This window comes from Rhizobium grahamii CCGE 502 (genome assembly GCF_000298315.2).
Classification (GTDB): domain Bacteria; phylum Pseudomonadota; class Alphaproteobacteria; order Rhizobiales; family Rhizobiaceae; genus Rhizobium; species Rhizobium grahamii.
On the sequence record NZ_AEYE02000038.1, the window covers coordinates 326,210 to 341,557 of the forward strand.

Here is a 15,348-nt window from a genome sequence, read left to right on the forward strand (position 1 = left end):
GGCGGTGTTTTCGATGGCCGAGAGCGGGCGGGCTGATGGTCGGGCAGCGGATTCGCAGGCCGGTTTCGCCTGGCTCAGCGGCTCTCCACCGATCTCGATCTCCAGGCGCGCGGCCTCCGCGCGCACCTGGCTTTTCCGCTTTGTCGTCGGCGGATCGCTTCCAAGGGCGACATGGCCGCCGAGCCGCTATCTTACCGTCGCCGGCAGGACCTCGAATTTCCAGAAGCTTTTCGGGCTGAGATAGGTATTGGCAAAAGCGCGGATATCGCCGGGGGTGACCTTGTCGTAGCCACTAAGATTGTCGCGTATCCAGTCCAAACGACGCGGGTCCGTCTGAGCGCCGCGCAGATAGTCGATCCAGTATTCGTTGCTCTCCCGCTGATGCTTCAGCGTCTCGATGATCGGTCCCCGGGCGCGTACGAACTCGTCCGGAGAGACATCACGAGACCGCAGGTCATTGGCGATCTGGTCGACAAGTGCGTAGAAGCGAGCGATCTTTGCCGGATGCGTCTCGACATAGAAATAGGCGTAGCCATAGCCGGGAATTTCCCTCGACAGATTGACGTCGCCGTCCACCGCGTAGCTTGCGCCTTCCGCGATACGAAACTGGTCTATCAGCCGGTTCTGGAAGATTTGGGTGGCGATATTGGCGGTGAAGAACCGCGGCAGATCGGAGAGCAAATCGCCGATCGGAGCTCCGAAGACGGCGGCTGCGTTATCCTCCCGGCCGCTGTCGGTCAGCAAAACGGGCGTCTTGTTCGCCGCCGGGAAACGCACGTCACCCCAATCCTTGCTCGGCGCCGCCTCCGGCCGCGGCGGCAAAGCGCCAAACGTTTCAGCCGTCATCCGGATTGCATCATCCACCGTGACGTCGCCGACGATGGTGATGTCGATCGGGCCGTTGGAAACCATGGGCCGGAACAGAGCCTCAAAATCGCCCGGCTTGGCGGCGGACAACTGGGCGCGATCAGGAAAGGTCCAGCGTGGATCGCCGGAGTGGACGAGACCTCTGAGGTTACGGCTGACAACGCCGCTGGGGGTCGCCTGATCCTGATCGAGGCCGCTCAAATAGGCCTTCTGCACCCGCTTGAATGCTTCCGGGCGGTAGGCGGGATCGGCGGTATATGCTGTCATCAGCTGCAATTGCGTCGCTAGATCGTCAGTCCGGGTGCGGCCGTCGAAACTGAAGGAACTGTCGCCGACCGAGAAGTCGATGCCGACCATGTTGGCCGCCAGCGCTTTCTGAATGTCCTGGTAATCCATGGCTTTGACGCCTGAGAGCGCGACAGCCGGAGACGCCCAGAGCGGGGCGCTACGGTCCTGCGGCAGGTCCAGCCGGCCGCGCCCGATATCTTCGCGCACCAGCACTTCGTTGGCGCGCAGCTTGGTCGGCTTGACCGTAAGCCGGACGCCATTGGAAAAGCGCACCATGGTCACGCCGAGATCGTCGACGGCGCGGCGTTCGACCACGGCGCCCGGCTGCCCGAAATGGGTGTAAGGCCAGGCGACGTCCGCTGCACCAGTTGATGCCGAGACGGTTATAGCCTTTGACGCATCATAGGCTTGCCGAACCGCGTCGGCTCCGCCCTGGGGTGATTGGGCCGTCTGCAGCACGACCTGGGGACCGTTGCCGGAGAAGGCATGCCGCAGCGCCTGATTGACCTCGGCTGCTGTGACGTCCTTCGTGATCGTCTCGAACAGCGAAAGGTCTTCGGCGGGCGACGTGAAGACTTGATTGTCATTGACGCTGTTGGCCAGCATCGAAGCGATGTCGGTAGTCGTGCGCGTCGCGGCTCCGGCCGCAGCAGCCTGAAGGAACGAGCGATTTTCGAGGATTTCACGATCGAGTTCAGCCTGCGCAACGCCGAACTGTTGGATACGCCGCTGTTCTTGGTCGATGGTTGCGAGCGCCGCCTGCCATTTATCCGGTTCGGAATTCGCCGCGATCCGGACAATATGCGCGGAGTCAAGAAGATCCTGGGAGCCGGCGACCGCACTGATGAAAGGGGCATCCGCCTTGCTGGCGATGGTGCTCACCCGGCGTTTGAGCACCAACAGGCCGAGATCTTCGATAAGCTTCATGCGGCGCTTGGCGAATGTGTCAGGCGCGGTATCATAAGGACGCGTCCAAGCGATCTGCACTTTGGTCATGCCGCCGGGAACAGCGAGGACGTCGGCGCTTTCGCCTTTCGTCTCTAATGTGCCGGGATCCGGTTTTGCAGGCGTCGGACTCGCGGCCTTCCAGTCGCCGAAGCGCTGCCGAATTTCGATTTCCATGGCGACGGGATCGATATCGCCCACCACGATCAGCGTTGCCCGCTCAGGCCGGTAATTGGCCCGGTAATAATCGCGGACGAGGTCCACAGGCGCATTGCTGATGACGTCGGTTTTGCCGATCGGCGCGCGCATGGTCGCACGCCGGCCGGCGAGCAACGAATTCGTCATTCCGTGCCATGCCCGATTTTGCGGCTTGTCGCGCAGCCGCTCCTCCGACAGGATGACGCCGCGCTCGCGATCGAAAGCGCCGGCGTCGAGGGTCAACTCGCTCGCCGTCTCCCGCATCAGCATCAGACCCGTGGAAAGCGTGTCGGCATCGACCTCGGGAAGGTCGAGCTTGTACACAGTCTCGTCATAAGAGGTATGGGCGTTGGTATCCGCCCCAAAGGCTAGGCCCTTGCGCTGCAGGATACGGACCATCTCCCCTTCGGGGACATGCGTCGATCCCTTGAAGGCCATATGCTCTAGAAAATGCGCCAGGCCCTGTTGGTCGTCTCTTTCATCGAGCGAGCCGGAGCCGATGCGGAAGCGGATCGCTGCCTGACCGGGCGGCGTCGCATTGCGCATAATCGCAAACCGCATTCCGTTGGCGAGCGTGCCGAAATGGACGTCGGAGTCGGCTCGAATGTCGCTTAGCGTTTGTGGCCAAGACGCGGACTGGGTATCCGCATAGGTCGATGACGCGAAGCTTGCGACAAGCGCGATCGGCGCGAGAAACCGCCAGGCGGCGGAGTATTTTATTTTTCGAGACATTCTTGATCCTGAAGATGAATATTAAAGAGGGTGAACGGCGCTGATCCGACTATTCCGCAGGCTGCATTTTTCCAAAAGCGCTCGAACAGCGAGCTTTATCGCCCGCGCGCAGTTGCGTTGAAAAAACACGTTGCCATTCATCGAAATCACCTCTCTATTTCAGCCAAGATACGCTTTAAAGCGGTTCACGTGGTTTGTGGATAAACACAAGCAACAGTCGTGCCAAACGTGAACGTCCTGGAAATACAAGTGCTTGGATCGAAGCTGCTGTCGGATTACTAACATTGTCGGACAGAGGCCATTTCGTCGATGCGCGCGCTGCAATGCGGCTGCGTTGGGTGGCGAGGACAAGGGATGCCTATTGAGGGGACGAAGCAATAGCCTGACTGGCAAACTCACCGTTGTCATCGGCATAGCGGCAATCATGCCCAGCTGCTGCAGGTGATGACACTCAGCCCGCCTCGCTCGCTAAGCCGCGGCTCGGCGGCGTCGGCACACTTCGGGGCCAGGTTTCCGTGGGGCGTTGAGCTTCGGTGGCGAAAGCGCGGTACGTATTTAAAAGCTGCAGGCGCAGCAACAGGACGACAAAGAAGTTAGGCAAGGTATTGGCTCTGCAATTTTCGATAATGGACCTTCGCCCTATTACGTCGTCAACCGCCTCCGGTCGTTACACAGAATGTCTGACGCTCTGTTATTGCCGTTTCGTAACCGCGCAGCGTCGTTCGTCATCTGCAAACATAGCACAAAGAAAGTAGCGGCCCTCGCAGATCGATCCGCGAGCGGCGCCGCACTAGCTTCCCCGGTGAAGGCGGAAGGCAAGGCTGTTAGGCTGGCGAGAAACAATCTGCGGCCAATCAACAACTGGGGCAGAATTTCCACCCCAGTCCACTGATTGACGCAGGTCAGCAGGCTAGGCGTTGCTCTCTATCAACAGCGGTACGACGTTGGTCGATGGGCGGATGGCTTGAGCCCAGCTGAAACCGCCCCACGACCAGCCTAAGTTGATGTCGAAGGCAACTTCCCGATGGGTCTTTGCTGTCAGATCGATGAGAATGCTCTGACTATACGCCTTCTCGATTACTGTGCCGGTATTCACCGTGTTGGTGGAAAACGTTAACAGGATCTTTTGGATCGGTACGATGGCATCTAGGCCATTGCCATAAAGTGGAAAAGCGCAAAGGGGCTGAGCCGTACCGTCTACGACTTCGGAAATCCCGCAAGTCACCTGCGTCGTGGTCAGATTTTCGATCGAGATCACTCCTTCCGTGCCGTCGACGACACTGCCCGTGCCTTGGGGCGTCTCAACTTCCAGAGTTTGGCCGAGATCGATCGCGTAAGAGCTCAAGCCCTTGATCTGGCCGTTGGGAATGATCGCGGACCTGGACGTGTAAGCCTCGTACTGGACTTCCCAAGAGACCTCGGTGTCCAGCCCGAAATCGTCAGATTTGAACCAGACGAGCGGCACGCCGCCGCCGGCACTTGTTTGCACTCCCTTGAAGCCAAAAAGGGAATAGTTGCCGCTCGACAGGGCTGCGACGGTATTCTGGCCCATGCTGATGGTTACGCCATAATCCGTGGCGCCAAGTAGGTTACCGATACTCGGCGCAACGCATCTAGCACGGTTCGATGAGGAATGGGCCCCTTCGGCAACGCCATCTACTACCGTCACGGCCGTTCCCTTGTATCCCAGTTTCTTTGCGGCATGCTCCAGCGTGCTCGGAGCCATGACGAGGGTCCCAGTTGCATTAACCTTTTTCGAATCGACCTGCGTGTAGGCTAGGACTGCCGGATCGTAGCCGCCCTCATCGGCGATGGCTTTCACGTTGGACACGGAAAGAGTTCCACCAGTTCTTTCAAAAATATACTGAGTCATCGCAGTGCTCCTTTTTGGTTAGAGTTCCGAAAACGAGGCCCCAAGTTTCCATCATGACTCTGGAGCCCCGAAAGCAAACCGCCTGCCTCGCTGATGAGTGTTCAGACCCCGGTAGTGCCACCTTTCCAATGGCATTCCCGTTTGCTTACTGCGATATCTTGCGCACGGACTGAACAATCCATGCCTCTGGTTGCTTCACCTAAATCTTTGGGTTTCACACTATTTGGCTGTTGTCGAGGATACACAATCCGCCATGGCTGCGCCCGCCCCCGAACACTAGACGATGGTCATGCGATCGGCCATCGATGGAGGCGGACGCTCCTTGTCCGGCTGCCACGCCTCACCATCCTTCAGCCGAACGCCTTTCCTTCATGAACAATAGACAGCATCGGATTTATCCAACGCCAAGCGCAATCACGCGACATCACCAAAAGACAATTTCGGGATCATACCCGCCTGTCCTTAGCCTACTCAACAGGTCTCTGCGTTTTGAATTTCTTCCGGAACTCCATAGGACATTGATCATAAATTTTGCGAAAAGCGGTTGAGAAATTATTCGCATCTTCGTAACCGACGGTGAGTGCGATGTTGAGAATACTCTCCGATCCTTCGCGCAATAGCTGTGCCGCCACTGAGCAACGACGCTGGCGCAGCCAAGTAATGGGGCCGACGCCAAACGCCTGATTGAACGCCTTGTTCAAGGTATTCCGGTTCGTGCCCATTCTTGAGGCCAGTTCCTCGACGCCAACCGTACCGGCAATATTGACCTCAAGGAACCGACATGCGGATCGCACCATCGATGGGACGCCCAGATCCGTCGGCATATCCGCGCGACCGTAGCCGCGCACCGCCCCCTCGTCCCTCGCACCTCATTTTATTTGGGGCTGCTCGAATTACTAAGCTGGTTCCGGTAGGGACGATGGTTGCCCATCGCCCCCCGGCCAGATCCGTACGTGCGGAACTACCGCATACGGCTCCTATCGGCTGTTTTGACGGTGAGCCGAGCATCTGGATGGGGATGCACCAGCCGGCATGGCGGCAGGTATTTGCGAAGCAGTCTCTGGAAACGCTCCCAAGACAGGCGGTTTCGTTGGCTTCGACGCATCAAAGCGTGTCGCCAAGCGCGACCGACTTCCCAGCGGAACCCACCCAATCTTCGTAGATTGCCGGGAACCGCATGGTAGTTCAAATACCCCTGTAACACTTGCCGTAGCCACCGACCTACTACTGCCACCGGTTCATGGCGTCGTCGCATTAGCGTTCCTCGAATGGCCTCCAGCGTCGTGCGCATGCGCTTCTTGATCGTCAGACGGACAATCTTGAAGCCTCCATCATTGCGCCGCCTGCCACAGCAATGTGTGAATCCCAGAAAGTCGAAGGTCTCTGGCTTGCGGATACCACGCTCCCGGCAGTTTCTCGCAGCATACCGCCCAAAGCGTATTAGCCGCGTCTTTTCCGGGTGTAGCTGCAAACCAAACTGAGCGAGACGCTCCCGCAATGCTTGCAGGAAGCGCTGCGCCTCTCCTTCGTACTGGAACCCAATTACGCTGTCGTCGGCATATCGTACAATGATCACGTCGCCTTTGGCATCTCGAGTACGCCATTGCTGGACCCATAAATCCAATGCGTAATGCAGATAGATATTCGATAGCACTGGGCTGATTACAGAGCCCTGAGGAGTTCCTCGCGTTGATGCAACGCGACGGCCATCCTCAATCGTGCCCGCTTTCAACCATTTGTGGATCAGACGTATCAGCCGGCGGTCACCCACTCGATGCGACAGGAAACGAACCATCCACTCGTGATCGATTTCATCGTAAAACGAGCGAATATCCGCATCCAGTATCCAGTTGATTTTCCGCTTGTCGATCCCAACCCACAAGGCGTCCAGCGCGCCATGCTGTCCCCTTCCTTGCCGGAACCCGTATGAGAAGCCGAGGAAGTCCTGTTCATAGATCGCGTTCAGAACCGTGGACACGGCCATCTGCACGACTTTTTCTTCCAACGCTGCAATGCCGAGAGGACGGAGTCTTCCGTCATTCTTCGGAATGTAGACCCGTCGGGACGGTTGTGCACGATATACACCGGATTGAATCTCCCGGTGCAGTTCGTGCACGCGCCCTTCGAGGGTCTTCTCATAGTCGTACCACGTCACCCCATCCACACCGCTTGCCGCTTGCTTGCGAAGCGCATGGAAGCTCTTCACCAATAGCGCCGGAGTGATGTGGTGCATCAGCGCCGTGAAACGCATCTTCGGGTCCCGTTTGGCGGCTTCCCGTACGCCCTCGATCCCCATCGAAGCGTGTTTGATCCGGCTCTGGGTCCGGTACGCTGGGGTTTCGATGACGTTCCCTCCGATTACACCCCTTCCCTCCATTGCCTCCGCAGGATCATCTCCCTTGTTCGGCAACTTCTCCGGTACTATGGGCGTATCCGACTTCTCATCAGCGTCGATGACTGGATTGTGGTCAAAGACCTTCCCAGCCCCGTCCAGTCTATTTGCACTGGACACTGATGAGATCTCGCTGCTTCCGTATGAAAGACTTCCCGGCATGCACAGGGTCTCCGACCGCGCGGGATCGGTGCATGGCTTGCGATTGACGCCATGCACCGTGTTGCCTTCCGCTTCGCTTAACAGCGTCGGCATCCCGAATTGATCATTTCGCGGCTCAATGGCCGGCCTGCCGGTTTCCCCTGTCAACGCTTCGACGCACATCTCGCGATGTGCCCCGCATGACTCGGGGTCAGAGTGATTCGCCACTTCTTCTCCGTGTTGAACTTTCATCAACTATCTTTCATCGGCTTTGCAGCCGCACTAAGCGCGATTTTCGATGCGCATTGACGGCTATGGCACCGCTGAACGCGCCTCGCATCAGTAGCGAGATCCGGCTCTGTTAGGCGGTGGATGTTTTCAAGAAGTTGATCGGTAGCAGGTCGCCGATGTCGGCGTCGTCGTCTCGCTGCGGCAACTCAGTGAGCACGTGCCGCAGCCAGATCAGAGGGTCGACGCCACAGGCGCGGCATGTCAGCATCAAACTATAGATCACTGCGCTGGCCTTGGCTCCGTCAACCGTGTCGCTGAACAGCCACGATTTTCTTCCGGTCGCAAAAACCCTGATATCGCGTTCCAGAATGTTGTTATCGATCGGCATCCTGCCGTCGCTGGTGTAACGGGTCAGATAATCCCATTGGTTCAATGTGTAGGACACGGCGTCGCCGAGCTTGGTATCCGGCACAACTTTCGGGGCGATGTTATCGAGCCACGTCTTTAGAGCGTTCAGGACAGGCAAACTATGCTGCTGCCGCAAGCGGTGAATGCGGTCGGCCTGCGTTTCACCAACTTCGGGCTTTATCTCTCGCGCCTGCCTGTCGATCCGGTAGAGCTGCTCGAAGAACCTGAGAGCTTGCTCCGGCGGGCCTCCGCCATTCTTTCTCGCCTTGAGGGCATCAACGAAGCGCCGCCTGGAGTGAGCCATGCATCCGACATGGGTTGCGCCATTCAATGTGCGCCAAGCTGTGTAGCCATCGCTCACCAATATGCCGCGGTAGTCACCAAGGAAGGTCGTGCGGGTGGATCTGGCCGCGGCCCGGCCGATAGTCGAGCAATCCGATTGGCTCGTCACTGTCCTCGCCGCTGCGATAGGCCACATGTACGATGTGCTGGTGGCCTCCTTGTCCTTTTCCTTCAGGACCTGAACCGTCGTCTCATCGCCATGAATGAGAGGCTGTAATCTGAGCCGCAGTTTCAGCGCATCATAGATGCGGTGCAGATGCTTCTCGCTTGAGCCGATGACCCAGTGAGCGAGAGCGCCGCGGCTGATCGGAACACCAGCACGCTCGAATGTTTGCGCCACGCGGTAGAGCGGTGTGCCGTCGACGTACTTGTGGACGAGCGCGAAGGCCAACGTCGAGGCGGTAGCGATACTGCCCGGCAGGAGCTGCGTCGGCATCGGTGCGATCACGACGGGCGTGTTGATCCCGGTGCGGTCGCAATGGCGACAAGCGTACTTGAACCGCACATTCTGTAGGACCTTCGCCTTGACCTCGATATGGAGCTGTTCGGTAACAGCCTCGCCCATGCGATGCATCTGACCCTGACAGCAGGGACAAGACTTCTGATCGTCGGGGAGGTCATATTCGACGCGCTCGCGTGGCAGGTCTTCCGGCAGAGGTCTGCGTCCACGCTTCTTTCCCGTTTGACCTTCTACCGCTGGCAGGCCGGTGTCTGGAAGCTCGACAACATCGCCTTCCTCGCTGTCGACCGCAGCCTCTTCGGCCTCGTTGAAGAGACGGTCAATGTGCTTTTCGCTGCGCGGGGCAAAGCGATGCAGCTTTGCAGTGCCAGCTCCTCTTCCAGCTTGACGACCCGCCGCGAGAGCGCTTCTTTCTCAGCTTTGAGCGCAGCGATTTCGGCAGCATTGGCCGCCAACTGCGCCATCAGCTCTGCAACACTAGGTTCGCCGGTTCGAGTCATCCTAGTTTTGAATCTGAACCGCCCCTTTGCGTCAACAGCTCAATTCGCCATCCTCAGCCGGCGATCTGATATTGCCGCACCGGATGGCGGATCATCGCATCGATATCGATGCCGTCGAGGATCCAGTGCAGTTGCTCTGTCGTCAACACAGCGACCGGCACCTCGCGACGGGGCCATCGGAACTTGTCCTCGGTCAACCGCTTCAGGACCATCACAAAACCGGACCGATCAAAAAACAGGAGCTTCATCCGGTCACGCCGGCGATTGCAGAAGGCAAAAACCGCAGGAGCAAAGGGATCCAGCGCCATCGTCTCCTGGACCAGGACCGCAAGGCTGTTGATGCCGGCCCGAAAGTCGATCGGTTCGCGATGCAGGTAAACCTTGAGATCAGCGCCTAGCCTGAACATGACCCAGCGCTCCTATTATTGCTGTCAACCCATCGACATCACTGCATTCCACCGTCACGCTCACCCCGTTCGGCAATGAAGCGCTCAGCTTGGCTGCACAAGACAGCCTCTCGATCCTCTTATCCAAGCTGCTGCGCTGCACTGCCAGGCTCCGATCGGGACCGACCTGAACCGGAACGAACGCCGGACCCGCAGGCACAGGATGACCAAGCCGCTTGGCCCTCTGTATCCATTTCCGCAGGAGATTGACATTAACGCCGTGTTCAAGCGCAAGCCGCGATACCGAGACCCCCGGTTCAAGACAGGCTGCAACAAGACGATCTACCGAAGCTGGGTCATATCGACGTCGTCCGTCACTACCCACAAGCCGCACCCGCAGTCTTTGCTCATCTTCTTCCATGATTTGGTGTCCACCTATTTTGGTGGACACTTCATGCCTGAGAGCACTTACCTTCAGAAGGTGCGCAGAAATTCGCGCTTACACTAAGCTGATTAAGCGACGGACTGCGCGACGACGGGAAGGAGTTGCTCAGCGCCGCTTCATGTTGTCTTCGTGCGCCAGCCGCTAAAAGCGCCGCGAATTCGTCGCTGCTAACCTTATCGGCGGCTAAGACAAGCCGGATCAATGGGTCAGCCAGCGCCTCGGCCATCGTGAGTTCGTTGATCATTAGAACCTCCACATGTCACCGGCTTACATAGGCACACCGATGTTACATGTGGATGAATTAGGCCGTTGACTCATAAACTCTGACACCAGATCCTTGCCGCGACGAGTTTGACAGCTGCGAGATAGTTTTCCGGGCGCTTGTCGTAGCGGGTAGCGATATCTCGAAACTGTTTGATCTTGTTGAAGAAACGCTCCACAAGATTACGTTGCCTGTAAACCCAGCGCGAGAACGAGAAGGAGCCCTTGCGGGTTGCCTTCGGCGGGATGTTGGCCCAGGCTTTGCGCTCGGCGGCCTTGGCTCGGATGGCGTTGGTGTCATAGCCCTTATCGGCAAGCAGGATATCACCTTCGCCGAGGTCGTCCGTCAGCGCATCGGCTTCAGTGCAGTCGGCAATCTGGCCGCTGGTCAGACGGAGCGAGACTGGTCGACCTTCGGCATCGACGAGCGCGTGGATTTTGCTCGTGAGCCCGCCGCGGGAACGTCCCATGCCACCATCGTCTCGATCCCCTTTTTTGTGAACGCGAACACAGGTCGAGTCAATCATGACGATGTCGCCGTCATAAGCCTCTGAAACGGCTTCAAGAAGACGATCCCACACACCGGCCTTCCGCCAACGCACGAAGCGGTTGTAGCAGGTGGTTGGCGGCCCATAACGTTCAGGAACTTCCGCCCACGGCGAGCCGGTTCGGAAGCGCCAAAGGATGCCGTTCAGGATCCGACGGTCATCGACACGAGGAACGCCGCGAGGCTTGTTCGGCAGTAGGGGCGAAATAATTGACCATTCGTGATCCGTGAGTTCGTAGCGGCGGCGTGTCATCATAGCTCCTAATTCGGAGGCCTTGAACCACGCGGAACACAATACGCCAAGAGAATTTATGAGTTTACGGCCTAGACGCGGGTGGCGTCAAAGGGTCGCGCTGGCTGCTAGCTAAGCTAGCTGCACCGCGTCGAACCGCTTTCTGTGGCTGCGGCCAGCAAAGCAAAGATATCGAACGGTCGGCGTTCATGCTAACTTGGGAAGGAGCATGGCACGATTTTAGCTGCACTCGTCGTTGCAGCACGAGCGGTGGCTATGATAACGGCTCTGCGCGCAAGGCACCAACAAGAGCCGTCGGATGCACTACCGCATCAACCACCTCGGTCCGCAACCTCGCTCGAGGAACAGCACGCACAGGAACCAGCTGCAGGCTTCAAGTTAGACAATATTGCGGATTAGGAAGACGAAAGCATTACGGGACTGCAAATATGGCCGCAGAAAATCGATTAGCAACTTACGGAACTCGGGCGCTCGGTAAGCCTGACAGCGATCAGCTTAGGGATCTCGACGGTCGCTGGAGATCTGGGAAGATTTGGGGCCGCCTCCTTGATGCTGAATGGGGTTCCGACCTAGGTTTTCCGGGCTTGATTCTCGGAGAACATGCTTATGAAATACCGGTATCGCTATTCGAGTCCGCAGACCTCCCGAAGCATTGGGAACGTCTGGACGCGTTGGAGGGCGAGGGATACCAAAGAGTCACCACGATAGTCGACGTCGACGGTGAACAGATCGAGGCTTTCGTGTATGCGTTGGCGAGAAGACTGGTTGGTTGAAAGTGCTCCAAAGTCAGCCCATATGACCAGGAGAGGAGCGCCTTTCGGCCGGTGTTTCAATGATCGCAACCGGTTTTAGGAGACGTCGCTAATTGCCGGAATCATCGTTTTCCGGGTTCTCGAAGATCTCTCCCGCCAACGACGTAAGCTGCTCGACGTCTTGCACGCCTCGTTTCCGCAACTCAATAATAACTAACGCAAGTCGGCTGACTGCAAGCGCGTCCTTCTCGATGTTTGATGCCCGACTGACCGCCTTAAGCGCTGCATTACAGAGGCGTAGGTCTTCGGGGGTGAAATAAATTTCGCGAGTATGGACGGGCTTTACACTGTTCATGGAGGATTTCAAAACCTGACGTCGCCGACATTGACCGTCGACTTGTTAAGGATGTGCCTGGTGTGCACAGGGTGACCGCGGCCGGCCGCCAACCAAGGCTTGATATTCCCGGCGCCGCGTTTTAGCAAGGCTTGCGAGCTCCACCTGAGGCCGTGGTTCTTGCAGCGATCGGACACGATCCCGCAGTGGGTTCGCTTGTCACTATTCAGGTTTTGACCGGTGTATGGGGTCAATGATCTACTTTTCGCTGTGCGCCGGGCGGGCCCCGGCAAGCTGGCGCCTTCCGTCCTTTGCCTCAACGACCACCGGCGTCGGTAACATCTCGAGCCTCTTTAACGGACCTTGATCCTATTGGCGCGGTCAGGCTGACGGTCTACCAAAGATCGCATTTGTTAGACGAATGATTACCATCCAAACAATCGATTCCACATTTCAAAAGTGCTGCGTTAGAAGGCGCACAAGATCCGTGCAAGCGAGGCTTCACCAATAGTACAGGAGGGCATACATGCTTCGCGGTGCTCCAGTTTTAAAGAGAGTCGCCCGCGATTACTTAGCGTCTCCTCCGATCACGAATCTGATTAGCTGGCGATGGAGTTTCGAGCCCTCACCCAGGCCACTCACAAAGCGGGACAGCTTGATCGCGCGATAAAACTGATGAGTCGAGGCATTATACATCCGTAGCTCGGCGGCTTCGCCACCAGGCACTGTCCGCGGTCTATGGATAGGTCAAGGTGAGGCTGTTTGCGGGGAGGGGCGTCGGCTCTGCTCGTTTTGCCACCGCGACCATATCTCTCGCCGATTATTTTCGAACGGTGCCCTCGCGATGCTCTTCTGAAAAACGCTTTAGTGTTCGGTGGCAGGTCTCACGCGTCCTTAAGCGGTTCTCTTTCGCCACCTTGCGAAGCCCAATCCACCAACCTTGAGTAGCAATAGTGTCAGGCCCGCCAATGCCCCGAAAGTTTCGAACTGATATTCAAGCACTGCGGGGAATAGCTGTAGTGCTCGTTGTTCTCTATCATGCGCGCATCGGCCCTTTCCACGCCGGATATGTCGGCGTAGATATTTTTTTCGTGATCTCTGGCTTTCTCATCACCAACTTGGTCGCGGACCAGCTTGAGCAATCTAGGTTCAGCTTTCCCCAGTTTTATTATCAGCGGGCGAAACGCCTGTTGCCAGCGGCCTACGTGGTAGTTGCCCTGACGACAATAGCAGCGCCATTTTTGCTCTCGGGCAGCAGCCTGATAGAATTTCGCGACGAAGTTCTCGGTGCGCTCACTTTCTCGGGCAATATTGTGCTTTGGTTTCAGGGCGGCTACTTCGACGTATCCGCTGAAACGAAACCCCTTTTGCATTTCTGGTCGCTGGCCGTCGAAGAGCAGGGCTACTTGCTGCTCTCAGCCTTCCTGGCTTTTTCTCCTAGAAGATGGTGGTTCCCAGGGGCTATTTTGCTGTTTATCGCTAGCCTCGCCTTGTGCTGCTATCTGGCGTTTTGGCATCCCGCTGCTGCTTTCTATCTGCTTCCTTCCAGGTTTTGGGAAATGGCGTTGGGGTCACTAGCAGCCTTGCTGCCAGTGACCCCACGCATGGCTCCGGCGATGTCTTGGACGCGGCTCTTAGCGTTAGCGGTTCTCGTTTTTTCCGCTCTGGGTCTCTCGCATCCAGTAGTGGGAGCCGCTTCGGTTTGCATGGCGACTGCCGTGCTGCTCGTCATCCCCGGAAGCACTAACGGAGCAGTTCGAGCTGCAGCTGGCGTGGGAAGAATTTCCTATTCCCTGTATCTGATTCATTGGCCTCTGCTCGTATACGTGAAGGCTCTTTGGCTAGCAGAGCCCCCGGCTCTTGCCATTTGGTCAGCGCTTGCAGTTTCGATAGTTACGAGCTGGCTGCTTTGTCGGTTTGTCGAGGAGCCGGTGCGCCAAGGCACCCCGTCTGGTCTAAGGCTAGTCTCCGGGCTTACCGCCGCATCAGTTATTCTAGCGGTCTCGCCATCGGTAGCCATCGCAGTAACCGACAACGATATAGACTTCGGGGAAATGCGTCGTATCAATTTTGGTCTTAGTAGCGCGTGCGACTTCTTTTCGCGACAGCCGCCTCACGACATCCCGGAGCCCTGCCAGTCGTCAAAAAAACCGGAAATGTTGGTCTGGGGTGACTCGTTCGCAATGGCGTTGGTTCCGGGTCTTTCAGAAACGATCGGTAAAGCAGGATTGGCTCAGCTAACGATGAGTGGATGCCTCCCGGCCATAGGTGTTGCCGCGATCACTAGAATATCGCCGTCACCATATTCGCGCGCATTTGGTGAGAGCTGCATACGCTTTAACGACAGTGTTCTATCCATATTGGAGAAGCGGAAAAACATTAGCACTGTAGCTATATCAAGCCCTTTTGACGCCCCCGTATCACCCGATTTTAAAATGCTCACTAGGACGAAAGATGGATTCGTGGACAGCGAACCCTCCATGGATATTGCGGTGGATGGGATCAAGGCTCTCATCGACGCTGTCCGCTCGTTGGGCAAGCGAGTTGTGGTGGTTGCGCCGCCGCCGGTCGGCAACTTTGACATTGGGGATTGCCTCGAGCGGAAAACCAGGGGAAGCCCCATTCTCGGACCTTACAGCAACTGCAAAATATCCCTCGGCGAATACCGTCAGAGCCGCGCCCGTACACTGGAGCTGTTAAATCAAGTGTCCTTGAAGGCCGCCGTAGAGATTGTTTCTTTCGACGACTTTCTTTGCGATGGGATGACTTGCAGAACCGAAATCGACGGCAAGTTTCTCTATCGAGATAGTGGCCATCTCTCCTATGCGGGCTCGGTGAGTATCGCTCAGCAAACAAAACTTGTCGAAAGGCTGATTGGGGCCGCACGTTAGACGCCTTGTCGCAGCTGTGGCACCTCGAATGCGGAGAGGCGGCGCCGAACATTTTGTTCCGAAGAGCGTCTGCGGCGCCTGACCGAGCAGCATTTGTCAATA

General features: G+C 57.3%; 12 protein-coding genes and 1 pseudogene. 2 read left to right on the forward strand and 11 right to left on the reverse strand.

The annotated features are described in order from the left end of the window. Positions 1-186: 186 nt before the first annotated feature. The 10 genes and pseudogenes from RGCCGE502_RS33675 to RGCCGE502_RS36335 all read right to left on the reverse strand — a co-directional run bounded on the left by RGCCGE502_RS33675 (position 187) and on the right by RGCCGE502_RS36335 (position 11,269). The gene (locus tag RGCCGE502_RS33675; RefSeq protein WP_016558711.1) at positions 187-3,030 is read right to left on the reverse strand and encodes a M16 family metallopeptidase; all 2,844 of its coding nucleotides are present in this window, start codon (positions 3,028-3,030) and stop codon (positions 187-189) included. Positions 3,031-3,940: 910 nt separating this feature from the next. Further along, positions 3,941-4,903, reverse strand: a complete 963-nt coding sequence (locus RGCCGE502_RS33680) for a hypothetical protein (protein ID WP_016558712.1) — start codon at positions 4,901-4,903, stop codon at positions 3,941-3,943. Positions 4,904-5,370: 467 nt separating this feature from the next. Continuing rightward, positions 5,371-5,751, reverse strand: coding sequence for a helix-turn-helix domain-containing protein (locus tag RGCCGE502_RS33685; RefSeq protein WP_016558713.1), 381 nt, complete (start codon positions 5,749-5,751; stop codon positions 5,371-5,373). A gap of 113 nt (positions 5,752-5,864) precedes the next feature. Beyond that, positions 5,865-7,688 (reverse strand): group II intron reverse transcriptase/maturase, encoded by a 1,824-nt coding sequence (ltrA, locus tag RGCCGE502_RS33690; protein ID WP_016558714.1) that lies wholly within the window; start codon positions 7,686-7,688, stop codon positions 5,865-5,867. Positions 7,689-7,797: 109 nt separating this feature from the next. Then, positions 7,798-7,935, reverse strand: coding sequence for a transposase domain-containing protein (locus tag RGCCGE502_RS38635; protein WP_244441847.1), 138 nt, complete (start codon positions 7,933-7,935; stop codon positions 7,798-7,800). Then, positions 7,933-9,234 (reverse strand): annotated as a pseudogene (gene tnpC, locus RGCCGE502_RS33695) (IS66 family transposase); the annotation flags it as partial. The gene RGCCGE502_RS38635 and the pseudogene tnpC, both read right to left, overlap by 3 nt. A 196-nt stretch (positions 9,235-9,430) precedes the next feature. Then, on the reverse strand, positions 9,431-9,784 hold the full coding sequence (gene tnpB / locus RGCCGE502_RS33705) for an IS66 family insertion sequence element accessory protein TnpB (protein WP_016558717.1): 354 nt from the start codon (positions 9,782-9,784) through the stop codon (positions 9,431-9,433). Further along, entirely contained in the window at positions 9,765-10,184 is a 420-nt protein-coding gene (tnpA, locus tag RGCCGE502_RS36325) for an IS66-like element accessory protein TnpA (protein WP_081647352.1), read from the reverse strand. Before tnpA ends, tnpB begins: the two co-directional genes overlap by 20 nt. A gap of 31 nt (positions 10,185-10,215) precedes the next feature. Next, positions 10,216-10,452: a hypothetical protein gene (locus tag RGCCGE502_RS36330; RefSeq protein ID WP_081647353.1), complete on the reverse strand. Its 237-nt coding sequence runs from the start codon at positions 10,450-10,452 to the stop codon at positions 10,216-10,218. 70 nt (positions 10,453-10,522) lie between these two features. Then, on the reverse strand, positions 10,523-11,269 hold the full coding sequence (locus tag RGCCGE502_RS36335; protein WP_016558719.1) for an IS5 family transposase: 747 nt from the start codon (positions 11,267-11,269) through the stop codon (positions 10,523-10,525). A gap of 428 nt (positions 11,270-11,697) precedes the next feature. Between RGCCGE502_RS36335 and RGCCGE502_RS33725 the strand changes: the two genes are divergently transcribed. Next, positions 11,698-12,042, forward strand: a complete 345-nt coding sequence (locus tag RGCCGE502_RS33725) for a gamma-glutamylcyclotransferase family protein (protein ID WP_016558720.1) — start codon at positions 11,698-11,700, stop codon at positions 12,040-12,042. A gap of 88 nt (positions 12,043-12,130) precedes the next feature. On the opposite strand, the gene RGCCGE502_RS33730 is transcribed toward RGCCGE502_RS33725, so the two are convergent. Next, positions 12,131-12,376, reverse strand: a complete 246-nt coding sequence (locus tag RGCCGE502_RS33730; RefSeq protein WP_016558721.1) for a hypothetical protein — start codon at positions 12,374-12,376, stop codon at positions 12,131-12,133. A 947-nt stretch (positions 12,377-13,323) separates the two neighbouring features. Between RGCCGE502_RS33730 and RGCCGE502_RS33735 the strand changes: the two genes are divergently transcribed. Then, positions 13,324-15,246, forward strand: a complete 1,923-nt coding sequence (locus RGCCGE502_RS33735; protein WP_040676212.1) for an acyltransferase family protein — start codon at positions 13,324-13,326, stop codon at positions 15,244-15,246. Positions 15,247-15,348: the final 102 nt, after the last annotated feature.